The following is a 23,576-nucleotide window of genomic DNA, read 5'->3' as shown; positions in this document are numbered from 1 at the left end:
CTCACGGCTTGAGCACCAGCTTGTCGGTCGTGTTCTTCTCGACCGCCTGGTCCGAGAAGGACCAGGGCAGCAGTTCGCCGTCGGCCCACTTGTCCGTCTGGTCGATGTAGTGGGCGCTGTAGGCGTGCCCGGAGGCGCCGGTGAGGTTGATCCAGCGGGACTTGTCGAGGTCGCCGAGGTTCACCACCATCCGCATGGACGGCACCCACACGACCCCGTAGCCGCCGGCGGCGTTCCAGCCGGTCGCGTTGACTGTCGCCTCGCCGCCGCCGAGCTCCCAGGGACCGCGGTTGAGGGCGTACTGCAGGAAACCGGGGCCCGCGGTGCCGAGGGTCTGGTTCTTCAGGAACAGGCGGTGCAGCCGGCCCCAGCTCCAGCTGTCGATGTCCTTGCCGAGCTTGGCGGTCAGCTCCCAGCGGGCGTCGATCAGGGCCCGCTTGAACAGCTCGTCGCGGTTGTCGGCGGCGGGGCGGGTGCGCACCTCGGGCGTCTTCCACCAGTCACTGTCCGGCTGCTCCATGAGTCCCCGGACGACCTCGAACCAGCGGTCGCCGCCGTCCGGCTGCGCCTGGTCGGGGTCGCGCTGGCCGCACTCGCGGACCTTCGCGGCCTCGTCGGCGGGACCGGTGGTGTTGACCGGCTCGACCCACAGGCACTGGCCCTTGGGCCGCAGCTCCTTGGGCAGCTTGTTGCCGAAGGCGAGCTTGAGGACGTTGCGCCAGACCGCGTTGAAGTACGCGGCGGCCGCCGAGTCGGCGTCCTGGGTGTAGTCCCAGCCCTCGAGGAGCTTCTGCGCCTCGCGGACGTCCTCGCTCTCGGGGTCGATCTTGAGCAGCGTGGGCACCAGCAGTCGGGCGATCTCGCTGCTGTTGTCCAGCTGCATCTGCCGCATGTCGTCGGTGGAGACCTTGCCGCCGTCCTTGATCTTCGACTCGATCAGGTCGGTGATCCGCTGGCTGCGTGTGCCGTAGCCCCAGTCCGTGGTGAGCGTGTAGGGGTATTTGTCCGGGTCGATCACGGCCTGGTTGGCGGTGACGATGTAGCCGCGGTCCGGGTTGTACTCGTAGGGCAGCTCGTCCTGCGGGATGTAGCCGGTCCAGCGGTAGTCGGGGTCCCAGCCGGGCGCCGGGACGGAGCCGTCGTCGCCCTTCGCGCGCGTGGGGATCTTCCCCGGCAGGGTGTAGCCGATGTTGTCCTGGGTGTCGGCGTACACGAGGTTCTGCGAGGGCACGTCGAACAGCGCGGCGGCCTCGCGGAAGTCGGTCCAGTCCTTCGCCCGGTCCATGGCGAAGACGGCGTCCATGGTGGTGCCCGGCTGCAGGGCGGTCCAGCGCAGCGCGACACCGTAGCCGTCGCCTCTGTCGGGTGCGGCGGTGTCGACGGTGGCCTTCTTGCCGACCTTCACGAGCTCGTCGGAGCGATCGGAGAGCAGGGGCATCCCGTCCTCGGTCTGCCGTACGACGATCTTCTTGGACTCACCCCCGGCGACCTTGATGGTCTCCTCGCGCGTCTCGAAGGGCTTGACCTTGCCGTCGTACAGGTAGCCGTCGCCGGTGATCTTCTCCAGGTAGAGGTCGGTGACGTCCACGCCGGAGTTGGTCATGCCCCAGGCGATGTCCTGGTTGTGGCCGATTATCACCCCGGGCATGCCGGCGAATGTGTAGCCGCTGACGTCGTACTGGCAGGTGCTGGAGACGCTGCGGCAGTGCAGGCCCATCTGGTACCAGACGGACGGCAGCGAGGGCGACAGGTGCGGGTCGTTGGCCAGCAGCGGCTTGCCGGTGATCGTGTGCTTCCCGCGGACGACCCAGGAGTTGGAGCCGATGCCGTCGCCGTTCACGCCGACGGCCGGCGGGAGGTCGTCCAGGACCTGGGTGAGGCCGGTGAGCTGGCTGTCCAGATTCGAGGTGCCGGAGGCGCCCGCGGCGCCGGATGTGTCCTGAGCCGTGCCCGAGGCTCCCGCGGTGCCTGCGGTTCCTGCTGCGGTGCCGCCGGTCCCGTTCGCGCCGGGGGTGCCGTTCGTCCCGGACGTTCCGCTGGTTCCGGACGCGCCGTTCGCACCGCCTTGTCCGAACGCCTCCGTCAGCTCGCTGTACTGCCCCTCCTGGACGATCGCCTTGTTCCGGCTGTAGGGGTACTCCGGGTACAGGTCGGCGATCTGCTTCGGGCCGAGGCGGCTGGTCAGCAGGGCGCGGTCGATCTCGTCCTGCATGTTGCCGCGCAGGTCCCAGGCCATCGCCTTCAGCCAGGAGATCGAGTCGACCGGGGTCCACCGCTGCGGCTTGTAGTCGTTGGTGAAGCCCAGCGCCGCGTACTCCAGTGAGATGTCCTTGCCGTCCTTGCCCTGGAGGTAGGCGTTGACCCCCTTGGCGTAGGCCTGGAGGTACTGCTTCGTGGCGGACGACAGCTTGGTGTCGTACTCCTGCTTGGCGACCCGGTCCCAGCCCAGGGTGCGCAGGAACTCGTCGTTGTCGACCTGGCTCTTGCCGAACATCTCCGACAGGCGCCCGGCCGCCATGTGGCGGCGGACGTCCATCTCGTAGAACCGGTCCTGCGCCTGGACGTAGCCCTGCGCCATGAACAGGTCCGCGTCGGAGGAGGCGTAGATCTGCGGGATGCCGTGAGCGTCGCGTTTGACCTCGACGGGTCCCGAGAGGCCCTGGAGCGGGAGGGTGCCCTTGGTCTGCGGGAAGGAGGCCCGGACGGTGCTGACGGTCCAGTACCCCCCGAAGCCGATACCCCCGATGAGGGCCAGCACCAGGACGAGCACGATCAGACGGGCTTTTCGCCCCTTTCTCCTGCCGGACTTGGCGGGCTGCTGACCCGTGGAGGCGGTGGTGTTGGGGGGCATCGCTGTCCTTGCTGTCCTAACGCGAGCGGCAGGTTCGGCTGTGCTTTTAACTGAGCGCTGGAGCAACGATAGGCGCAGGGCCTTGCGGCCCTTGACGCGGAGTCGGGAACCGGCACGGACGGACGTTCGATCTTGCCCTCTCGAACGTCAAGAAATCGTCAAGAGTTAGGTAAGGTAACGAAGTAGTCGGCGCGATGCGCCACAGCTTCATGTGCGATGTACGTGAGCCCACGCGCGTGCGTGCGGGCCAGGGAAGGAATCGGCCGCTGACTGTTCACCACCTCAACCAGCTCCTGCTCGTCTGCTCGCTCGTCCTGCTCGTCGCCGTCGCAGCGGTACGGATCTCCTCGCGCAGCGGGCTCCCCAGCCTGCTCGTGTACCTGGGCATCGGCGTCGCGATGGGCCAGGACGGCATCGGGGACATCCACTTCGACAACGCCGAGCTGACCCAGGTCATCGGGTACGCGGCGCTGGTCGTGATCCTGGCCGAGGGCGGCCTGGGCACGAAGTGGAAGGAGATCAAGCCGGCCCTGCCGGCCGCCACCGTGCTGGCGCTGGCGGGTGTGGCGGTGAGCGTCGGGATCACGGCCACGGCCGCGCACTACCTGATCGGGCTGGAATGGCGGCAGGCGCTCATCATCGGGGCGGTCGTCTCCTCGACCGACGCGGCGGCCGTGTTCTCCGTGCTGCGCAAGATCCCGCTGCCCGCGCGCGTGACGGGCACGCTGGAGGCGGAGTCCGGCTTCAACGACGCCCCCGTGGTCATCCTCGTGGTGTCCCTGTCCACGGCCGGGCCGGTGGACCAGTGGTACGTGCTCCTGGGCGTGATCCTGCTGGAGCTGGCCATCGGCGCGGCCATCGGGCTCGCGGTGGGCTGGCTGGGCTCCCTGGGCCTCAGGCACGTGGCGCTGCCCGCGTCCGGCCTCTATCCGATCGCCGTGATGGCGATCGCCGTGGTGGCGTACGCGGCGGGCGCGCTGGCCCACGGCAGCGGCTTCCTCGCGGTGTATCTCGCCGCGATGGTCATGGGCAACGCGCGGCTGCCGCACTGGCCGGCCACGCGCGGGTTCGCCGACGGGCTGGGCTGGATGGCCCAGATCGGCATGTTCGTCCTGCTCGGCCTGCTGGTCACCCCGCACGAGCTGGGCGCCGACTTCGTGCCCGCGCTGGTCATCGGGCTGGTGCTGACGATGGTGGCGCGTCCGCTGAGCGTGGTGTTCTGCCTGTCGCCGTTCCGGGTGCCGTGGCAGGAGCAGGCCCTGATGTCCTGGGCGGGCCTGCGCGGGGCCGTGCCCATCATCCTGGCGACGATCCCCATGGTGGCGGGCCTGGACGCCAGCCGCCGGATCTTCAACATGGTCTTCATCCTGGTCGTCGTCTACACCCTCGTCCAAGGGCCGACGCTGCCCTGGCTGGGCCGCAAGCTGCACCTCGGTGACGGTTCGGAGGCCGCCGACCTCGGCATCGAGTCGGCCCCGCTGGAGCGGCTGCGCGGGCATCTGCTGTCCGTGGCGATCCCGGGCGGATCGAAGATGCACGGCGTGGAGGTGGCCGAACTGCGCCTGCCGCACGGTGCCGCCGTGACGCTCATCGTGCGGCAGGGCGAGTCCTTCGTGCCGCTGCCGACGACGATATTGCAGCGGGGAGACGAGCTCCTCGTCGTCGCCACGGACCCCGTCCGGGACGCGACCGAGCGCCGGCTGCGGGCGGTGGGGCACGGCGGCAAGCTGGCGGGGTGGCTGGGGACGGACGGGGCGGCGAGCCCTTGACGGCCCTTGTGGACCGTTCCCGTTTGTAAGGTGAGCCGCCCCATGGTGCTCACTTTCACAGGCACGCCCCCCATGATCCCTGTACGATGAAGGCGTTACCCAGATCGAACCAACTCTGCCTGACGCAGAGCTGGCGCGACCGTATGGCGGTCGGGACACCCCTCCTCACCGGGCCCCGGCATCTACCGCAGTTCCGCGCAAGAGGACAGCTCTCGGCGCCGCCCCCTGACCGGGCCGCGCTACCAGGCGGCAGAAAGGCACGGGCCGTGGAGTCCACGGTCACCTCGGAGAAGCCGAAGGACCCGAAGACCTCGGAGCACCCGGCATCCTCCGCCCGCCCGGGATACGGCCGGCTGCTGCGCACCCGCGGCGCCTGGACGTTCCTGCTCCCCGGCTTCGCGGCACGCCAGCCGTTCGCGATGCTGACGATCTCCATCGTGCTGCTGGTGCAGCACACCACCGGCTCCTACGGGGCGGCGGGCGCCGCCGCGGCCGTCACCGGTGTCTCCATGGCCCTGTTCGCGCCCTACAGCGGCCGCCTCGCCGACCGCTACGGGCAGCGTGCCGTGCTGGTCCCCGGGGTGCTGCTGCACGCCCTGTCCGGGCTGACGCTGACCGCGCTGGCGCTCATGGACGCACCCCTGTGGGCGGTGTTCGTGGCGGCCGTCCCCACCGGTGCCTCGGTGCCGCAGGTCGGGCCCATGGTGCGGGCCCGCTGGGGTGTGAAGCTCAAGGACTCGCCCCTGATGACGACCGCGGCGGCCTTCGAGTCCGTCACGGACGAACTGACCTTCGTCGTCGGGCCGCTGCTGGCCACCGCCCTGTGCACGGCCGTCGACCCGGCCGCCGGACTGGTCACGGAGGCCTCGCTGACCCTGGTCGGCGGCCTGCTGTTCGCCGCGCAGAAGAGCACCCAGCCCTCGGTCTCCGGCGGCGGGCACGCGCGCGTGGAGCACGTCTCGGCACTGCGCGTCCCCGGGGTACGCGTGCTGATCGTGATCTTCCTGGGCATCGGCACCGTCTTCGGCGGCATGCAGGTCTCCCTGGCCGCGTTCACCGAGTCGATCGGCGAGCCGGGCCTGAACGGCGTCCTCTACGGCACCTTCGCCGCGGGCAACATGCTCTCCGGCCTCGTCTGCGGCGCGATCGCCTGGCGGGCGGCCCCGCAGAAGCGCCTGGTCATCGGCTACACCGCGCTCGCCCTCACCGCGTCCGGCCTGTGGGCCGCCCACTCGGTGCCGGTCCTCGCCGGCCTCGGACTGCTGGTCGGCATGTGCATCGCGCCCGCCCTGATCACCGGCTACACCCTGGTCGAGAGCCTGGTCCCGTCCGGCGCCCGCACCGAGGCCTTCACCTGGCTGACCGGTGCGGTGGCACTGGGCCAGGCCGCCGCCGTCACGGTCGCCGGTCAGCTGGAGGACCGCCTCTGGGGCGGTGCCGGGTTCCTGGTGCCGATGGGGGGCACGGTGATCGCCCTGGCGACCCTGCTGGCCCTGCGTTCCCGGCTGCTGCCGAGGGTTCACGGCCGGACCGTCGCACGTGGCGTGGGTCACCGCGTGCCGGTGGCAGTGGACTGAGCGGCCGGAATACGTCACTATGGACCGTCGTTAGCACTCATCGAGTGAGAGTGCCAGGAGGAAGACAGTGCCGACCTACCAGTACCAGTGCACCGAGTGCGGCGAGGGCCTCGAGGCGGTGCAGAAGTTCACCGACGACGCGCTCACCGACTGCCCCGGCTGCCAGGGCCGCCTGAAGAAGGTGTTCTCGGCCGTCGGCATCGTCTTCAAGGGCTCCGGCTTCTACCGGAACGACAGCCGCGGCTCCTCGTCGAGCAGCTCCCCGGCGTCGAAGTCGTCGAGCTCCTCCTCGTCTTCCTCGGACTCCGGCTCGTCGAGCTCCGGTTCCAGCTCGTCGTCGAGCACCGGCAGCTCCTCCAGCAGCAGCACCACCGCCGCGTAAGGCCTGATTCTTACGGGACCCTGTCGCCTTCGGGCGACGGGGTCCTCCGCGTTTCCGCGTGCGGTTAGGGTGCGCACATGGCGAACAAGGCGAACGCAGAGATCGGCGTGATCGGCGGCTCCGGCTTCTACTCGTTCCTCGACGACGTGAGCGAGATCCAGGTCGAGACCCCCTACGGGCCGCCCAGCGACTCCCTCTTCCTCGGCGAGGTCGCCGGCCGGAAGGTCGCCTTCCTGCCGCGGCACGGACGGGGCCACCATCTGCCGCCGCACCGGATCAACTACCGGGCCAACCTGTGGGCGCTGCGGTCGGCCGGCGTGCGCCAGGTCCTCGCCCCGTGTGCCGTGGGCGGACTGCGCCCCCAGTACGGGCCGGGGACGCTGCTGGTGCCGGACCAGCTGGTCGACCGCACCAAGTCCCGCGCGAACACCTACTTCGACGGGCTGCCGCTGCCCGACGGTTCGGTGCCGAACGTCGTGCACGTGTCGCTGGCCGACCCCTACTGCCCCACCGGGCGGGCCGTGGCGCTGAAGGCGGCGCGCGGCCGGGACTGGGAGCCGGTGGACGGCGGCACCCTGGTCGTGGTCGAGGGGCCCCGCTTCTCGACCCGTGCGGAATCGTTGTGGCACCAGGCGCAGGGCTGGTCCGTGGTGGGCATGACCGGCCACCCCGAGGCGGCACTCGCCCGCGAGCTGGAGCTCTGCTACACGTCCTTCACCCTGGTCACCGACCTCGACGCGGGGGCGGAGACCGGGGAGGGCGTCTCGCACGACGAGGTGCTGCGGGTGTTCGCGGCGAATGTGGACCGGCTGCGCGGGGTGCTGTTCGACGCGGTGGCCGGGTTGCCGGCGGAGGGCGAGCGGGACTGCCTGTGTGTGAGTGCGCTGGGAGGGATGGATCCGGGATTCGCGCTGCCGTAGGCGGCAGGACCGGAAGTCGCCGTTCGGGTGAGGGAGTTGTCCCCAGGGCGGCGGTACGTCCACAGGCCTGAGCGGGCGGTGGTGCGAAGCCTCATCGTGGGGAGCGCAAGCCGGTCCCTCGTCGCAGGTGGTGGTCTCCGTGTCTCTCGCTCGGTCTTCGTCTCCCTCGTGGTCCATGCCCCCGGGTCCCCCCGGAGCGGAGGTGCCCGCGACCCGCGAGGTGCCCCGGTTCGATCCGGTACGGGTACGCGGAGGAGGCCGGTCCGGCCGGCTCGTCCGGCACCGGCGGCGGGCCCTGGCCGTCGGGCTGGCGGTCACCGCGACCGCGCTCGTGGCGGCGGGACCGCGTGACGCCGAGGGGGCCCGTGGCCATCCCCGGGCCCGGCCTCCCGCGCACCCGGCCTCGGTGTCCGGGGAGCAGTCCGCGCGGACGCGCGGTGCCGCCGGGGCGGTGACGGCTCCGGTCCGGATCGCCGACGCGGCCACCGTGGGGCTGCTGCGGCCCGGGGACAGGGTCGACGTCATCGCCGCCGCGGAGACGGTGGCGGGCGGGGACGCCCGGGTGGTCGCGCGCGGGGCCAGGGTCGCGAAGGTTCCCGAGGCCGTGGCGGGCGCCGGCGACAGCGGGGCGCTGGTCGTGCTCTCGGTGCCGCGGGACACCGCCGCCCGGCTGGCCGGGGCGAGCACCACGGGACGGTTGGCGGTGACGCTGTGGTGAGGTCCGCGGAGGTCACGTGCGCGGTGACGCGTGCGGTTCCGTCAAGGCTCTCGTTCGAGGGACCCAGGTGCCCGGTTCGGCCCCGCCTTGACGTAGGTTGCGGAGCGTTTTGTTCCACAAGCTGCTCGTACGAGGAAAGGCCCCGGGGTGAGCGAGAAGAAGGAACCGAGTCTCTGGGAGGGCTTCAAGGCCTTCCTGATGCGCGGGAACGTCGTCGATCTGGCGGTGGCGGTGGTGATCGGTGCCGCCTTCACCAACATCGTCAACGCGGTGGTGAAGGGGATCATCAACCCGGTCGTCGGTGCCATCGGGACCAAGAACCTCGACCACTACAGCGCGTGTCTGAGCGCGACCTGCCGGGGCGAACAGGGCATCCAGATCCTGTGGGGCTCCGTCCTCGGCGCCACCCTGAGCTTCGTGATCACCGCGGCGGTCGTCTACTTCCTGATGGTCCTGCCCATGGCGAAGTACCTGGCCCGGATGGAGGCGCGCCGGAAGGCGAAGGAGAGCACGCAGGAGGTCATGGAGGTGACCGAGCTGGAGGTGCTGAAGGAGATCCGGGACGCCCTGATCGCACAGCGCGGCTCGGGGCACGACCGGCCGTAGCGCGGCTGCTTCGGAAGGTGTGGGGCGGTCCGGCTCGCGGATGGTGGGGCGGTCCGGCTCACAGGGGGTGGGACGGTCTGCCTCACAGGGGGTGGAGCAGTCCGGCTCACATGTGGTGGGGCGGCTTCTCGTCCAGGAAGCGCTTGAGGTCCGCCGCGCTCCCGCCGGAGCCGGTGCGCTCGCCCCAGCCGCAATCGGTGTCATCGGAGGACTGCTGGTCGAGCGGGTCGTCGAAGACCAGCGCGGGCTTCGGCTCGCGCGGCTCGGGTTCGGGGGCGGTGCTCATGCGTCCAGGGTACGGTCGCGGAGAGAATCCCCGCGCCGTCTGCCGCGCTGGGAATCAAGACCCGGCCCCGCTCCCCCGGTCGACAAGGCCGGCCAGGCGGAAGGCGCCGCCCGGCGGGCGGGCAAGCCGGTCACGTGAGAGACGCCGCCGCGGCGGGCGGGCCGGTCACCTGAGAGACGCCGCCCTGGCAGGCCGGTCGCGCACACCGCCGTAATGCGCCCGCCGGTGCCGACGGCTGGACGAGACTGGGCTCCATGACAGTTGACGCTCTGACGGATGTCTCCAGCCTGCGCGTGGGGCACGCGACCCGCACCGGCGACGGTTGGCTCACCGGCACCACGGTCGTGCTCGCCCCGGAGGGCGGGGCCGTGGCGGCCGTGGATGTGCGGGGCGGTGGGCCCGGCACCAAGGAGACGGACGCGCTGGACCCGCGCAACGTGGTGCGGAAGGTCGAGGCGATCGTGCTGACCGGCGGCAGCGCGTACGGGCTGGACGCGGCGTCGGGGGTGATGGCCTGGCTGGAGGAGCAGGGGCGCGGGATCCGTGTCGGGGTGGATCCGGCGCAGGTCGTGCCGGTGGTGCCCGCCGCCTGTGTCTTCGATCTGGGGCGGGGCGGCGACTTCCGGGCCCGGCCGGACGCGGCCACCGGCCGTGCCGCGGTCGAGGCGGCGGCGGCGAGCGGGCCCGGCACACCGGTACCGCAGGGGTGCGTGGGTGCCGGTACGGGCGCGGTGACCGGGGTCGTGAAGGGCGGTGTCGGCAGCGCGAGCACGGTGCTCGACTCGGGAGTCACGGTGGCGGCCCTGGTGGTGGCCAACGCGGCGGGGTCGACGGTGGACCCGGAAACGGGGGTGTTGTACGGGGAGTTGTTCCAGGGGCGGGTGGAGTACCCGGCGGTGGAGGTCCACGCGGCGGCGCGGCGGCGGCTCGCCGAGACGGCCGCGCGGAGCGCGCCTCCCCCGCTCAACACCACGCTCGCGGTGGTCGCCACGGACGCGGACCTGTCCAAGGCGCAGGCGCAGAAGCTGGCGGGCACGGCGCACGACGGCATCGCCCGCGCGGTGCGGCCGGTGCATCTGCTCAACGACGGGGACACGGTGTTCGCGCTGGCGACGGGCGACCACGCCCTGGACGCCGGAAACCCGCTCGCCCTCAACGAGGTCCTCGCGGCGGGCGCGGACGTGGTGACCCGGGCGATCGTGCGGGCCGTGCGGGCGGCGGAGTCGGTGGACGGCCCGGGCGGAGCGTGGCCGTCGTACGAGGAGTTGTACGCGGGCCGCTGAACGGGCCCGCCACGCACCGCGATTCACACCGGAGCCGGACTTTGTCGCGGTTCTGTCACGCGATGGCCTTCACCTCGCACGGACGGAACCCGGCCGGCCACCCGGCCCCTCTTCCCTCACGTACTGGAGCGGACCACGCACATCACATGAACTGGGAGCAGCCCGTGACAACGCCGGACATTGCAGCGCGGCGCGTACTGGGGGCCTGTGCCGCCCTGGTGGTCGGCGCCCTGACGCTCACCGCCTGCGGAGGCAGCGCCAACGCCAAGGACGACGAGAAGGGCGGTACGGACGGCACCAAGACGTCCGTCGCGAAGATCGCCATCTCGGCGAAGGACGGCTCGACCGGCGCGTCCATCAACAGGACCGGCGTGAAGGTCAGCGACGGCAAGCTGACCGAGGTGAGGATGACGGTCGCGGGCAGTGGTCAGACCGTCGCGGGCGCGGTCTCCGCCGACGGCAAGGCGTGGAAGCCGAAGGAGCAGTTGGAGCGGGGGACGAAGTACCGGATATCGGCGACCGCCAAGGACGCGGACGGCCGGACGGCCGCGGCCAACTCGATCTTCACGACTGTGACGTCCTCCAACAGCTTCATCGGGACGTACACGCCGGACAACGGCACGACGGTCGGTGTGGGCATGCCGGTGTCGTTCACCTTCGACAAGGCCATTTCGGACCGCAAGGCCGTGCAGTCGCACATCACGGTCACCTCCAGCAGCGGGCAGAAGGTGGTCGGACACTGGTTCAACGGACAGCGGCTCGACTTCCGGCCCGAGGAGTACTGGAAGGCCGGCTCCAAGGTCACCATGAAGATCGACCTGGACGGGGTCGAGGGCGCGAACGGCGTCTACGGCGTGCAGAAGAAGACGGTCACCTTCACCGTCGGGCGCTCGCAGGTCTCCACGGTCGACGCCGGCACGCAGACCATGACGGTCGTCCGGGACGGCCGGACCGTCAAGACGATGCCGATCTCGGCGGGCAGCCCGGAGCACACCACGTACAACGGGCAGATGGTGATCTCCGAGAAGTTCGTGCAGACCCGGATGAACAGCCGGACGGTCGGGCTGGGCGGCGAGTACGACATCCCGGACGTGCCGCACGCGATGCGCCTGACGACGTCGGGCACGTTCATCCACGGCAACTACTGGTACAGCAGGGGCAACCCGCCCTTCGGCCGCCAGGGCACCAGCCACGGCTGCGTCGGACTCGCCGACGTCCGGGGAGCCGGGGGCAGTACGCCCGCCAAGTGGTTCTACGACAACTCCCTCATCGGGGACGTGGTGATCGTCAAGAACTCCCCCGACAAGACGGTGACGCCGGACAACGGGCTCAACGGCTGGAACATGGCGTGGAGTCAGTGGGTCGCGGGCAGCGCCTCCTGACACTCTGGAGCTCGCCCCAACTGGGGTTTTTGACGGACCGACCGGGCCGCGCGGGAACTTTTCGCGCGGCCCGCGCGTTTTCCCGGACGTACGTTTTCTCGGTTCCCGGACATGATGTCCGACCGAGGGGCTACGGTATGCACTCACAAGGTGACATGCAGCAACGCCGGGAGAAACCTTGAGCGTTCCGTACGAGACGGCAGCGTACGAACCCCATGACTCGCCCGAGTCTCCGGAGGAGCACCTCGCGCGACTCCTCGGCCGTGCCCTGAACTCCTTCGAGTTGCCGGACGAGACGATAAGACTGCTGGACTGCGCGCTGGCGCACGACGGTTCGCTGCACTCCGCGCATCACAGCGCGGGCCTGCACCGGGAGACGTACCGGCACACCTGGCTGCTCGCCGACGGTTCGGCGCTGACGCTCTGGGAGCTCGTCCACAACACCGTGCCGGGCGGCGAACCGCAGCACGAGGTGTACGTCGACGAGGAGGAGCTGCGCGCCGCGACCGCGCGGCTGCCGCTGCCGCCGGACACGCCCGACTTCGAACTGCCGGTGACGGTGCAGTTGTCCCCGGCCCCCACGCTCCGGCACGCCTACGCGGCGGAGGACTCGGCGGACCACGCGCGCCGATTACTGCGCCGGGCGGAGAACACCGACCGGCCGGGCGCGGACACGGCGGCCCTGCTGGCCACGGCGTCCGGCCACCAGATCACCCAGGCCTTCGGCCGCCCCTGCCGCGCGGGAAGAGCGGGGCTGGGCTTCTCGCTCTACGAGCACGCGTTCCTGCTGCGCGACGGCGAGGAGGTCTCCCTCTGGGAGGTCGAGCACACGGCGACGCCGGACGGGCGGCACATGTGCGAGGTGTACGTCAGCGAGGACGCGGCACGTGAGGCGATGGAGCGTCGGGCGGCGCAGCACTAGCTTCTGCCGCCGAGTTGACGCACCAGCTCGGCGAAGGCGTCTCTCTCCTCGCAGGTCAGTTCCACGGACTCCGACCGGGGGCCCGTCTGCCGCTGCTGCGGGAGGGCGGGGAGAGGGTGGCCTTCGGGCCATCCGGAGACGTACTCGGGCATACGCCCAGTAGACACCACGGCCCGGGACTTCGGTCCCGGGCCGTGATTTTCGTGATCTATCTCGCAGGTGGCATGAACGGCTCACACGCCCCGAAAGGGGCGAACCCCGCACCCGCGGGCCTTGAGCCCTGCTCCGCCACCGGCTGCCGTGCGCCCTACGCCGCCACCGGCTGCTTCGCCGACGCCTGGGCGGCGGTGCCCTCGCCGGAGGCCGGTGCGGCGCCCGGGGCCGGCTTGCGCAGACCCTTGAGGACGATCACCAGGGCCGTGGTGACACAGACACCCGCGGCGATGGCGACCAGGTAGAGGAACGGGTTGCCGATCAGCGGGACCACGAAGATGCCGCCGTGCGGGGCGCGCAGGGTGGCGCCGAAGGCCATCGACAGGGCGCCGGTGATCGCGCCGCCCGCCATGGAGGCCGGGATGACACGCAGCGGGTCGGCCGCGGCGAAGGGGATCGCGCCCTCGGAGATGAAGGATGCGCCGAGCACCCAGGCGGCCTTGCCGTTCTCGCGCTCGGTCTGGGTGAAGAGCTTGCCGCGCACGGTCGTCGCGAGGGCCATCGCCAGGGGCGGGACCATGCCGGCGGCCATCACCGCGGCCATGATCTTCATCGCGGAGTCGCTGGGGCTGGCGACCGCGATACCGGCGGTGGCGAAGGTGTAGGCGACCTTGTTGACGGGGCCGCCGAGGTCGAAGCACATCATCAGGCCGAGGAGCGCGCCGAGCAGGATCGCGTTGCTGCCGGACAGGCCGTTCAGCCAGTCGGTCATGCCCTTCTGGGCCTGGGCGATGGGCTTGCCGATGACGACGAACATCAGGAACCCGACGATCGCCGAGGAGATCAGCGGGATCACCACCACCGGCATGATGCCGCGCAGCGCCGCCGGGATGTTCACCTTCTGGATCGCCATCACCACGCCACCGGCGATCAGACCGGCGGCGAGACCGCCGAGGAAGCCCGCGTTGATGTTGAGCGCGATCATGCCGCCGACGAACCCGGGGACGAGACCGGGCCGGTCCGCCATGCCGTAGGCGATGTAGCCGGCCAGGACCGGGACCAGGAACCCGAAGGCCACGCCGCCGATCTGGAAGAGCAGGGCCGCCCAGCTGTCGGCCTGCATCCACGCGAACTGCTCCATCACCGACGGGGCCTTGTCGATCCTGTAGCCGCCGATCGCGAAGCCGAGGGCGATCAGCAGACCGCCCGCCGCGACGAACGGCACCATGTAACTGACGCCGGACATCAGCCACTTGCGCAGCTTGGTGCCGTAGCCCTCGCCGGAGTCGCCGGAGCGCTCCACCGGGGTGGCCGGGGCGGACCCGGAGGTGACCTCACCGCGGGCGGCCTTCTCGCGGACCTCGGCGATGAGTTCCGCGGGGCGGTTGATGCCCGCCTTCACGCCGACGTCGACGGTCGGCTTGCCGGCGAAACGCTCCTTCTCCCGTACGGGCACGTCGTGGGCGAAGATCACGGCGTCCGCCGCGGCGATGACCTCCGGGGCGAGCCGGGTGAAGCCGGCCGAGCCCTGGGGCTCGACGGTGACCTCGACGCCCGCCTCACGGCCGGCGTTCTCCAGCGACTCGGCCGCCATGTAGGTGTGGGCGATGCCGGTGGGGCAGGAGGTGACGGCGACGACCCGGAAGGGGCGCTCTCCGCGCTCCCCGGGCTCCCCGCCCTCGGAGGCGGCGTCATCGGTGACCGTGGCGGCGGCGGGAGAGGCCGCTCCCGCCGACGCCACGGGGTCTTCGGAGCCGGCCTCGGAGGCCGCGGCGGACTCGGCAGCCTCGTCGCCGCGGATCAGCGCGGCAGCGGCCGCCGGGTCGCCCACCGCGCGCAGGGCGTCGGTGAACTCGCTGTTCATCAGCTGCCGGGCCAGCGACGACAGGATCGTCAGATGGGCGTCGTCGGCGCCGGCCGGCGCGGCGATCAGGAAGATCAGGTCGGCGGGTCCGTCCGCGGCACCGAAGTCGATGCCGGCCGCGCTGCGGCCGAAGGCGAGCGTCGGCTCGGTGACGTGCTCGCTGCGGCAGTGCGGGATGCCGATGCCGCCGTCGAGGCCGGTCGGCATCTGGGCCTCGCGGGCGGCCACGTCGGCGAGGAAGCCGTCGAGGTCGGTCACCCGGCCCAGGGCCACCATGCGCTCGGCGAGGGCACGCGCCGCCGCTTCCTTGGTGTCGGCGGACAGGTCGAGGTCGACCAGCTCCGCCGTGATCATGTCGCTCATCGCGGGCTCCTTAGCACGCGTATCGCCCGGTCGGTGAGGTGGGCGGGAGGGGGACGGGGGTGCGGGGGGTGACGGGGGTGAAGGCGGGGCGTAACGGGGAGTCCCGCCGCTCGCGGATGGGTCCGCGCTGCTCGTCGTAGGTCATGACACCGGCTCCTTCAGCACACGGTCCGCCGGGACCTCGGCCGTGACCGTCACCGCTGCCGGGTCCAGGTCGCCCGGCGTCGGCATCACGCTGCCGGGCAGCTGGACGGCCGCCGCGCCGTGGGCGACCGCGGAGGCGAGGGCCTCGGGGCCGCTGCCGCCGGCGATCAGGAAGCCGGCGAGGGAGGAGTCGCCGGCGCCCACGTTGCTGCGGACGGCGGCCACCCGGGCGCTGCCGAACCAGGCACCCTCGTCGGACACCAGCAGCTGCCCGTCGGCGCCGAGGCTGGCGAGCACGGCCCGGGCACCCATCTGGCGCAGTTCCTCGGCGGCCTTCACGGCGTCGCCGACGGTGGCGAGGGGGCGGCCGACGGCCTCCGCGAGTTCCTCGGCGTTGGGCTTGACCACGTCGGGCCGCTCGCGCAGGGCCGCGAGCAGGGCGGGACCGGAGGTGTCCAGGGCGATCCGGGCCCCGGCGGCGTGCGTGCGGGCGACCAGATCGGCGTACCAGGAGAGGGCGAGGCCGCGCGGGAGGCTGCCGCAGCAGGCGATCCAGGAGGCGTCGCGGGACTGCTGCCGTACGGTCTCCAGGAGCAGTTCCCGCTCGGCCCCGGACAGTTCCGGACCGGGCGCGTTGATCTTCGTCAGCACGCCGTCGGACTCGGCGAGGGCGATGTTGGAGCGGGTGGCCCCGGCGACCGGGACCGGCGCGACCTCGATGCCCTGCTTGTCGAGCAGGTCGGCGACGAGGGCGCCCGGGGCGCCGCCCAGGGGCAGGACCGCCACCGTGCGCTGTCCGGCCGCCGCGACCGCGCGGGAGACGTTCACGCCCTTGCCGCCCGGGTCCATCCGCTCGCCGGTGGCGCGGATGACCTCGCCGCGGTCGAGGGACGGCACCTCGTAGGTGCGGTCCAGGGACGGGTTGGGGGTGACGGTGAGGATCATGCGCGCACTACTTCCGTGCCGCCGCGCTCGATGGCGACGGTGTCTTCGGGGCTCAGCCCGCTGTCGGTGATCAGCAGGTCCGCATCGCTCAGGTCGCCGAAGCGGGCGAAGTGCTCCTGGCCGTGCTTGGAGGAGTCGGCGAGCAGCACCACGCGGCGGGCGGCGGCGACGGCCGCGCGCTTCACGGCGGCCTCGGCGAGGTCGGGGGTGGTCAGGCCGTGCTCGGCGGAGAAGCCGTTGGCGGCCACGAACAGCACGTCGGCGCGGATCTCGCCGTACGCCCTGAGCGCCCAGGCGTCCACGGCGGCGCGCGTGCGGTGCCGTACGCGCCCCCCGATGAGGTGGAGCTGGATGCCGGGGTGGTCGGCGAGGCGGGCCGCGATGGGCAGGCTGTGGGTGACCACGGTGAGGGAGGCCTCCAGCGGGAGGGCCGCGGCCACCTTGGCGACCGTCGTACCGGCGTCGAGGATCATCGTGCCCTCGCCCGGCAGTTCCGCGAGGGCCGCCTTGGCGATGCGGTCCTTCTCGTCGGCGGCCGTCGTCTCACGCTCGGCGAGGTCCGGCTCGAAGTCGAGGCGCCCGACGGGGATGGCCCCTCCGTGCACCCGGCGGACCAGTCCGGCACGGTCGAGGGCCTTCAGATCGCGGCGGATCGTCTCCGCCGTCACCTGGAACTCCTCGGCCAGCGACACGACATCCACGCGGCCGCCGTCACGGGCGAGCCGGAGGATCTCCTGCTGCCGCTCCGGTGCGTACATGTCTGTTCACCTCCGCCTCATGCCCGAACGTGTGGTTTCAGCGGGAGGCTACGCCGAGATGTCCGGGAAGTAAACAGGTTCGGACTCAATCGGGCATGATCAGAAATACCGATTCAGAAACGCAGCTGGGCCCGGCACCTGCGACGAGGTACCGGGCCCGTCCCCACGCTCAGACCAGCACCGGCTCCTCGTCCTCCACCGGCGGCTGCTCGCCCTCGACGTGCTGGGCCGGCCGCTCGGGCAGCGCGAACATCAGCAGGAAGATGGCGCCCATCACCGCGGCCACCCAGCCCAGCGCGTTCCGGAAGGCGTCCGCGAAGGCCGGACCGACCTGCTCCGGGCGCAGGTGGTCGGAGATCGTGCCGAAGAAGACCACCGACACCAGCCCGAGCCCCAGCGCGTTGCCCATCTGCTGCACGGTGTTGATCAGCCCAGACGCCGAACCGGCGTGCTCGCGCGGCACCTCGGACAGGATCGCGTCGGTCAGCGGCGCGACGATCAGACCCATCCCCACGCCCATCACGACGAGCGGGAGAGCCATCTGCCAGGGAGCGATGCTGAGGCCGTAGTGCGCGGACTCCCAGATGTAGAGCAGGACCCCGGCCGCCATCACCAGCGCGCCCGCCTGGAGCACCTTGCGCCCAAAACGCGGGACCAGCATCTGCACCGACATCCCCGCGGCCACGGACACGGCGATCGAGAACGGCACCCCGGTCAGCCCGGCCTTCAGCGGGCTCCAGTCCAGCCCGGCCTGCATGTACAGCGTCCACACCAGGAAGAACACACCGAGCCCGACCCCGAAGACGGTCTGGACGGCGATCCCGGCCGCGAAGCTCTTGACCCGGAACAGCGACAGCTCGACCAGCGGGGAGCCGTCCCGCACGGCCTTCCGCCTCTCGTACGCCACCAGCGCCGCGAGGACGACGGGCGCGCCGGCCATCGAGACGTATCCCCACACCGGCCAGCCCAGCTCGCGGCCGCGGATGAGCGGGTAGAGCAGCATCAGCAGCCCCAGCGTCACGAGGGCGACACCGACCAGGTCCAGCTTCAGGGCCCGCGGCGCCCTGGACTCGGTGATGAAGCGGCTGCCGAGGACCAGGCCGGCGACACCGACGGGCAGGTTGATCAGGAAGATCGAGCGCCACCCCCACCCGAACAGGTTCCACTCGGTCAGCAGCGCGCCGAGCAGCGGACCGGACACGGCCCCGAGGCCGACGACCGCGCCGAACAGGCCGAACACCTTGCCCCGCTCGTGCGCCGGGAAGGTCGCGTGCACGATCGACAGCACCTGGGGCACCATCAGCGCCGCCGTGCCGCCCTGCAGGAAGCGGGCGGCGACCAGCATCTCCGGGTTGACCGCGAGGCCGCACAGGGCGGAGGCGAGGGTGAAGCCGCCGATTCCGGTGAGGAAGACCCGCTTGCGGCCGTGGATGTCGCCGAGCCGCCCGCCGGTGATCAGCCCGGCGGCGAAGGCGAGGGCGTAACCGGCGGTGATCCACTGGATCTGGCCGAAGGACGCGCCCTCCTCCCGCTGGATCGACGGTATGGCGATGTTGACGATCGTGACGTCGACGAGGTCCATGAAAGCCGCGGTCATCACGATCGCGAGGGCGAACCAGCGGCGGCGGTCGGTCCCACCGCCGGCCGTGCCGAGGGTGGTGTCGGTGGAGGTCATGGAGAGAACCTAGAGGCCCAATAGGTCAGTTCGTGTCCTACTGGTGCGGGATCCTCATCGGCATGACGACGGACACTCCGGCCAGGCTGCTGACGCTCCTCTCCCTCCTCCAGACGCCCCGCGAATGGCCCGGCGGCGAGCTCGCCGGCCGGCTCGGGGTCTCCCGCCGCACGGTCCGGCGGGACATCGACCGGCTGCGCGAGCTCGGCTATCCCGTGCAGGCGACCAAGGGCTCCGACGGCGGCTACCGGCTGGTCGCGGGCAAGGCCATGCCACCCCTCGTGCTCGACGACGAGGAGGCCGTGGCCATCGCGGTGGGGCTGCGCGCCGGGGCGGGCCACGCGGTGGAGGGCCTGGACGAGGCGTCGGTGCGGGCGCTGGCCAAGCTGGAGCAGGTGCTGCCGGGCCGGCTCCGCCACCGCGTGACCACCCTCCAGACCGCGACCACGCCGCTGACCAGCGGGGACGGTCCGAGCATCGCGCCCGAGACCCTGACCGTGATGGCCTCGACGGTGGCCGGGCACGAGCGGCTGCGGTTCGCCTACCGGGCCGCGGACGGCACCGGGTCGCGGCGCCTGACGGAGCCGTACCGGCTGGTCTCGACCGGACGCCGCTGGTACCTGGTGGCGTACGACATCGACCGGGACGACTGGCGCACGTTCCGCGTCGACCGGGTCAGCGAGCCGTTCGCCACCGGGGCGCGGTTCGTGCCACGCGAACTGCCCACGGGCAGCGCGGCGGAGTACCTGCGGCGGTCGATGCAGCGGGGGCAGCGGACCTACGACTTCGACGTCACCCTCGCCGCACCGGCCACCTTCGTCGCCGCGCGGGTGCCTCAGTGGCTGGGCACACCCGAGCCGTTGGACGACGGCAGTTGCCGGCTGCGCGGGACCGTCGGCGACGCGGTCGAGTGGGTGGCGTTCCGGCTGGCGATGCTGGAGTGTGACTTCGTGGTGCACCAGCCGGAGGAACTGGTTACGGCCGTAAGGGAGTTGGGGGCACGGCTGACCAGGGCGGCGCGGGGCGGCACCGGGCCCGCGTGAGGCCTCGGCACCGGCCCCGCGTGAGGCCTTCGCGTCACGGGTGCCAGGGGAACGTCACGGGTGCCAGGGGAAGTCCCGCAGTGCCGCGAGGTTGCGCAGGGCGAGTTCCGCCGGGCTCCCCGGGCCCCCTGCGGGTCCGTCCCCTTCCGCCCACGCCTCCAGCGCGGCCCGCACGGCGGCACTGGCGACGGCGGCGGCGAAGCGCAGTCCGGGGTCGGCGGCAACGTTGTCCGCGCCGCCCGGCCCCGCGGGACGCCCGGCGGAACCGGCACGTGTCACCCGCGCCGCGAGCACCTCTCCGAGCGTCCGCTCCGACGCCTGGCACACCTCCGCCCACACCCTGCGCAGGGACGGGTTCGCTTCGGCCAGGCGCAGGAGCGTGCGGACCCACTCCCAGGAGGTCGCCGAGACGCCGACGCCCGGGGTGAGGGTGTGGCGAACCCCCTCTTCCAGGGCCTGGAGCACGCTCGCGTCGTCGGGGGCTGCACGGACCGCCTCCACCCAGCGCTGGGAGCCGGCCGCGTAGAGCGGGGCGACGGCCTCCTCCTTGGTGGCGAAGTACCGGTAGAAGGTGCGCGGGGCGATGCCGGCGGCCTGGGCGATGTCCTCGGCGCGGGTGGCGCGCAGGCCGTGCCGTAAGAAGAGGCCGGCCGCCGCCCGGGCGATCTCCATGCGTGTCTCGGCCTTCCGCCGCTCGGTCAGCGAGGACGGAGGCGGAGTGGGGGTGGTACTGCTCACGCCCGGCAGGCTATGCCCATGTGACACAATCTGCCATCTGGCGGGCCACCCCGTGGTTCAGGTACGGGGTGACCCGCCCTCCAACGGTCCTTCCGGCGAAGCCGGCGGGCAGGAGGAGAGCCGGGCCCCGGCGTCCGGGGGGAAGGACGCCGAAGCCCGGCCTTGGGAACGTCCCGGCGCCGGGGGGAGTGCGACGGGACGTGGCTCTGGGGGTCGTGGGGGCGTGGGTCCGGGCCCGAACTGGTGGACCCAGAAGTCTTGTTCCCTTCGCCCCGCGGATCGAAGCGGCGTTACAACGCCATGTTTGCGCGGTCTTTCGCCACCCGGCGCACGCGGTGACCTCCGGGCGCACACGTCCGTCACCCAACCCGGCGTACGCGGTGACCTCCAGGCGCACACGGTCCGTCACCCACCGGGCGTACGCGGTGACCTCCGGGCGCACACGTCCGTCACCCAACCCGGCGTACGCGGTGACCTCCGGGGCGCGGGGTCCGTCACCCACTGGCCGTGGGGGCGGGCCGTGCACCCGGACGCTCACCGTCACACGCGTCACGCCGCCGCGTCGAACCCGGTGCTGCGCGCCAGCTTCTTCAGCTCCAGCAGCGCGTGCTTCTCGATCTGCCGGATGCGCTCACGGGTCAGGCCGTGCTCCTTGCCGACCTCGGTCAGAGTGCGCTCGCGACCGTCCTCGATGCCGTAGCGCATCTTGATGATCGAGGCCGTGCGCTGGTCGAGGCGGCCGATGAGGTCGTCGAGCTCCTCGCTGCGCAGCAGCGTGAGCACCGACTGCTCGGGCGACACCGCCGAGGTGTCCTCCAGGAGGTCGCCGAACTGGGTCTCGCCCTCGTCGTCCACCGACATGTTCAGCGAGACCGGGTCGCGGGCCCAGTCAAGCACGTCGGTGACGCGCTCCGGCGTCGAGGCGAGCTCGGCGGCGATCTCCGCGGGCTCCGGGTCCCGGCCGTGCTCGCGGTTGAACTCGCGCTGCACACGGCGGATCCGGCCGAGCTCCTCCACCAGGTGGACGGGCAGGCGGATCGTGCGGGACTGGTCGGCTATCGAGCGGGTGATGGCCTGGCGGATCCACCACGTGGCGTACGTGGAGAACTTGAAGCCCTTGCGGTAGTCGAACTTCTCGACCGCGCGCACCAGACCTGCGTTGCCCTCCTGGATCAGGTCCAGCAGCGGCAGACCGCTGCGGGGGTAACGGCGGGCGACGGCGACGACCAGCCGCAGGTTGGAGCGGATGAAGACGTCCTTGGCCCGCTCCGCGTCGGCGACCAGGGCTTCGAGCTCCTCGCGAGTGGCGTCCGTCGTGGTGTCCTCGAACCCGTCGAGGACCTGCCTCGCGAACACACCCGCTTCGATGACCTGGGACAGCTCGACTTCCTTGGCGGCGTCGAGCAGCGGTGTACGCGCGATCTCGTCGAGGTACATGCCGACCAGGTCGCGATCGGCGATCTCGCCGCCATGGGCGCGAACACTGCTTGCCGCGTCGGCCGTCTCGCCGTTGGCGGACTGACGACGGGCGACGGCACGGGTTGCCATGCGTGCTCCCTTGCGATGATGAGGTCAGCGGGCGGTCCTTCGGACGCTGGACTCCGAGTCCGGGTCTCTCCCCGGACTCTCCTCGGGTGCCCTGCATCCGATGGAAACAACGACTGGAATCAGGACAGAATTCCCAACCGGTTCCCCGAATTTTCTGACCATGCAGTACCCTGTCCGGCCACACAAGGAGGCGCGGTGCTCACGGAGCGTAAAGAGGTGCAGGTCAGGCCGGGAGTCGAGGGTGACCTCGAGGTCCTCACGGCCCTCTGCAACCACTACGCACGTGAGACGGCGATCACATTCGATACCGCGATCTTCACTCCGGAAGAGCGCCGCCCTTGGCTGCTCTCCCACCCTGAAGACGGGCCGTACCGCCTGTTGGTTGCCGTGGAGCCGGACACACAGGGGATTCTGGGCTACGTCACATCCAGCCCGTTCCGGACGAAGCCCGCCTACGCGACCTCCGTGGAGACGACCGTGTACGTCGCCGCGGACGCCGGCCGCCGCGGCATCGGCACGCTCCTCTACAAGGCGCTCTTCGAGGCCCTGTCCGGCGAGGACGTGCACCGGGCCTACGCGGGCATCGCCCAGCCGAACGAGGCGTCCGCCCGGCTGCACGAGCGCTTCGGCTTCCGGTACGTCGGCACCTACCGGGAGGTCGGCCGCAAGTTCGGCCGGTACTGGGACGTGGCCTGGTACGAGAAGGAACTCGCGTAGGCCTCCGGCTCCGGCTCCGCTCCCGGTTCCTGACTCCCGGTCACCGACTCCTGACTCCCGGCTCCCGGCTCCCGGCTCCCGGCTCCCGGCTCCCGGCTCCCGGCGTCAGCCGAACTGCACCGACCGCTTCGCCAGCCCCGCCCAGAACCCGTCGATCACCGACTTCTGCGCGTCCAGCTCACCGGCGGCGTCGGCCGCACCCATGGTCACGAACAGCGGGGCGAAGTGCTCGGTGCGCGGGTGGGCCAGCTGCCCCGCGGGCGACTTGCGCGTGAAGTCCAGCAGGGCGTCCACGTCCCGCGCCTCCAGCGCCCGCCGGCCCCAGTCGTCGAACTCGGCGGACCAGGCGGGGACGCCGCCCTGCCGGAGCGCGGCCAGGTTGTGGGTGAAGAAGCCGGAGCCCACGATGAGCACGCCCTCGTCGCGCAGCGGGGCGAGCCTGCGGCCGATCTCCATGAGCCGGACCGGGTCGAGCGTCGGCATGGACGCCTGGAGGACCGGAATGTCGGCCTCCGGGTACATCTCGACCAGCGGGACGTAGGCGCCGTGGTCGAGGCCGCGGTCGGGGACGTCCTGGACGGGGATGCCGGGGGCGCGCAGCAGCTTCCGTACGGACTCGGCGAGCTCCGGTGCACCGGGAGCGCCGTACGTCACCCGGTAGTAGTGCTCCGGGAAGCCCCAGAAGTCGTAGACGAGCGGGACGGTCTCGGTGGCACCGAGGGCGAGCGGGGCCTCCTCCCAGTGGGCGGAGACGATCAAGATGGCCCTGGGGCGCGGCAGGCCGGCGGCCCAGGCGGCCAGTTCACCGGGCCAGACCGGGTCGTCCGCCAGCGGCGGCGCGCCATGACTGAGATACAGAGCGGGCATGCGCTCCTGAGTGGCGGCGGACATGCTGCGACTCCCTCCAAGACATGGTTCCCTGACAAACTGTA

22 protein-coding genes are annotated in these 23,576 nt (G+C 71.6%); 11 read left to right on the top strand and 11 right to left on the bottom strand.

What is annotated here, in order from left to right; all coding sequences use genetic code 11:
* Nucleotide 1 precedes the first annotated feature (1 nt).
* Complete coding sequence (locus ACZ5TL_RS17500) at nucleotides 2-2,851, bottom strand: penicillin acylase family protein (RefSeq protein ID WP_468590670.1); 2,850 nt, start codon at nucleotides 2,849-2,851, stop codon at nucleotides 2-4.
* A 194-nt stretch (nucleotides 2,852-3,045) separates the two neighbouring features.
* On the opposite strand from ACZ5TL_RS17500, the gene ACZ5TL_RS17495 reads away from it, so the two are divergent.
* From ACZ5TL_RS17495 to mscL, 6 genes are all read left to right on the top strand, one after another.
* Complete coding sequence (locus tag ACZ5TL_RS17495) at nucleotides 3,046-4,620, top strand: potassium/proton antiporter (protein ID WP_468590669.1); 1,575 nt, start codon at nucleotides 3,046-3,048, stop codon at nucleotides 4,618-4,620.
* Nucleotides 4,621-4,886: 266 nt separating this feature from the next.
* Nucleotides 4,887-6,197, top strand: coding sequence for an MFS transporter (locus tag ACZ5TL_RS17490; protein WP_468590667.1), 1,311 nt, complete (start codon nucleotides 4,887-4,889; stop codon nucleotides 6,195-6,197).
* Between the two features lie 67 nt (nucleotides 6,198-6,264).
* Nucleotides 6,265-6,579, top strand: coding sequence for an FmdB family zinc ribbon protein (locus ACZ5TL_RS17485; RefSeq protein WP_468590666.1), 315 nt, complete (start codon nucleotides 6,265-6,267; stop codon nucleotides 6,577-6,579).
* A 77-nt stretch (nucleotides 6,580-6,656) separates the two neighbouring features.
* The gene (locus ACZ5TL_RS17480; protein WP_468590665.1) at nucleotides 6,657-7,499 is read left to right on the top strand and encodes an S-methyl-5'-thioadenosine phosphorylase; all 843 of its coding nucleotides are present in this window, start codon (nucleotides 6,657-6,659) and stop codon (nucleotides 7,497-7,499) included.
* 175 nt (nucleotides 7,500-7,674) lie between these two features.
* Complete coding sequence (locus ACZ5TL_RS17475) at nucleotides 7,675-8,217, top strand: hypothetical protein (protein ID WP_468590664.1); 543 nt, start codon at nucleotides 7,675-7,677, stop codon at nucleotides 8,215-8,217.
* Nucleotides 8,218-8,364: 147 nt separating this feature from the next.
* On the top strand, nucleotides 8,365-8,823 hold the full coding sequence (gene mscL, locus ACZ5TL_RS17470; RefSeq protein ID WP_468590663.1) for a large conductance mechanosensitive channel protein MscL: 459 nt from the start codon (nucleotides 8,365-8,367) through the stop codon (nucleotides 8,821-8,823).
* Nucleotides 8,824-8,929: 106 nt separating this feature from the next.
* On the opposite strand, the gene ACZ5TL_RS17465 is transcribed toward mscL, so the two are convergent.
* Complete coding sequence (locus ACZ5TL_RS17465) at nucleotides 8,930-9,109, bottom strand: hypothetical protein (RefSeq protein WP_468590661.1); 180 nt, start codon at nucleotides 9,107-9,109, stop codon at nucleotides 8,930-8,932.
* 254 nt (nucleotides 9,110-9,363) lie between these two features.
* Between ACZ5TL_RS17465 and ACZ5TL_RS17460 the strand changes: the two genes are divergently transcribed.
* From ACZ5TL_RS17460 to ACZ5TL_RS17450, 3 genes are all read left to right on the top strand, one after another.
* Complete coding sequence (locus ACZ5TL_RS17460) at nucleotides 9,364-10,392, top strand: P1 family peptidase (protein WP_468590659.1); 1,029 nt, start codon at nucleotides 9,364-9,366, stop codon at nucleotides 10,390-10,392.
* A gap of 164 nt (nucleotides 10,393-10,556) precedes the next feature.
* Nucleotides 10,557-11,774 (top strand): L,D-transpeptidase, encoded by a 1,218-nt coding sequence (locus ACZ5TL_RS17455; protein ID WP_468590657.1) that lies wholly within the window; start codon nucleotides 10,557-10,559, stop codon nucleotides 11,772-11,774.
* Between the two features lie 178 nt (nucleotides 11,775-11,952).
* A complete protein-coding gene (locus ACZ5TL_RS17450) occupies nucleotides 11,953-12,696 on the top strand; it encodes a DUF6227 family protein (RefSeq protein WP_468590655.1) in 744 nt (247 codons plus the stop codon).
* Here the strand turns inward: ACZ5TL_RS17450 and ACZ5TL_RS17445 are convergent.
* The 6 genes from ACZ5TL_RS17445 to ACZ5TL_RS17420 all read right to left on the bottom strand — a co-directional run bounded on the left by ACZ5TL_RS17445 (nucleotide 12,693) and on the right by ACZ5TL_RS17420 (nucleotide 18,598).
* A complete protein-coding gene (locus ACZ5TL_RS17445; protein ID WP_468590653.1) occupies nucleotides 12,693-12,848 on the bottom strand; it encodes a hypothetical protein in 156 nt (51 codons plus the stop codon). The two genes, ACZ5TL_RS17450 and ACZ5TL_RS17445, sit on opposite strands and share 4 nt — an antisense overlap.
* A gap of 155 nt (nucleotides 12,849-13,003) precedes the next feature.
* Nucleotides 13,004-15,076 (bottom strand): PTS fructose transporter subunit IIABC, encoded by a 2,073-nt coding sequence (locus ACZ5TL_RS17440; protein ID WP_468590651.1) that lies wholly within the window; start codon nucleotides 15,074-15,076, stop codon nucleotides 13,004-13,006.
* Between the two features lie 10 nt (nucleotides 15,077-15,086).
* Complete coding sequence (locus ACZ5TL_RS17435) at nucleotides 15,087-15,221, bottom strand: hypothetical protein (RefSeq protein ID WP_468590650.1); 135 nt, start codon at nucleotides 15,219-15,221, stop codon at nucleotides 15,087-15,089.
* Entirely contained in the window at nucleotides 15,218-16,165 is a 948-nt protein-coding gene (pfkB, locus tag ACZ5TL_RS17430; RefSeq protein ID WP_468590649.1) for a 1-phosphofructokinase, read from the bottom strand. The genes ACZ5TL_RS17435 and pfkB overlap by 4 nt, the downstream gene beginning before the upstream one ends.
* Complete coding sequence (locus tag ACZ5TL_RS17425; RefSeq protein WP_468590648.1) at nucleotides 16,162-16,923, bottom strand: DeoR/GlpR family DNA-binding transcription regulator; 762 nt, start codon at nucleotides 16,921-16,923, stop codon at nucleotides 16,162-16,164. Before ACZ5TL_RS17425 ends, pfkB begins: the two co-directional genes overlap by 4 nt.
* Nucleotides 16,924-17,092: 169 nt before the next feature.
* A complete protein-coding gene (locus ACZ5TL_RS17420) occupies nucleotides 17,093-18,598 on the bottom strand; it encodes an MFS transporter (protein WP_468590647.1) in 1,506 nt (501 codons plus the stop codon).
* Nucleotides 18,599-18,660: 62 nt separating this feature from the next.
* Here ACZ5TL_RS17420 and ACZ5TL_RS17415 point away from each other — a divergent pair, with 62 nt between their 5' ends.
* Nucleotides 18,661-19,641 (top strand): helix-turn-helix transcriptional regulator, encoded by a 981-nt coding sequence (locus tag ACZ5TL_RS17415; protein ID WP_468590646.1) that lies wholly within the window; start codon nucleotides 18,661-18,663, stop codon nucleotides 19,639-19,641.
* A 54-nt stretch (nucleotides 19,642-19,695) separates the two neighbouring features.
* Here the strand turns inward: ACZ5TL_RS17415 and ACZ5TL_RS17410 are convergent, their stop codons facing one another.
* A complete protein-coding gene (locus ACZ5TL_RS17410) occupies nucleotides 19,696-20,379 on the bottom strand; it encodes a TetR/AcrR family transcriptional regulator (RefSeq protein WP_468590645.1) in 684 nt (227 codons plus the stop codon).
* 549 nt (nucleotides 20,380-20,928) lie between these two features.
* A complete protein-coding gene (locus ACZ5TL_RS17405; RefSeq protein ID WP_468590644.1) occupies nucleotides 20,929-21,927 on the bottom strand; it encodes a sigma-70 family RNA polymerase sigma factor in 999 nt (332 codons plus the stop codon).
* A gap of 195 nt (nucleotides 21,928-22,122) precedes the next feature.
* Here ACZ5TL_RS17405 and ACZ5TL_RS17400 point away from each other — a divergent pair, with 195 nt between their 5' ends.
* Nucleotides 22,123-22,644, top strand: coding sequence for a GNAT family N-acetyltransferase (locus ACZ5TL_RS17400; RefSeq protein ID WP_468590643.1), 522 nt, complete (start codon nucleotides 22,123-22,125; stop codon nucleotides 22,642-22,644).
* Nucleotides 22,645-22,749: 105 nt separating this feature from the next.
* Here ACZ5TL_RS17400 and ACZ5TL_RS17395 read toward each other — a convergent pair whose 3' ends face one another.
* A complete protein-coding gene (locus ACZ5TL_RS17395; RefSeq protein ID WP_468590641.1) occupies nucleotides 22,750-23,535 on the bottom strand; it encodes a dioxygenase family protein in 786 nt (261 codons plus the stop codon).
* Between the last annotated feature and the right edge of the window lie 41 nt (nucleotides 23,536-23,576).

This window comes from Streptomyces sp. NPDC033136 (assembly GCF_055578235.1).
Note: the sequence above shows the minus strand (reverse complement) of the source record. Positions and strands in the feature narration are given on the sequence as shown.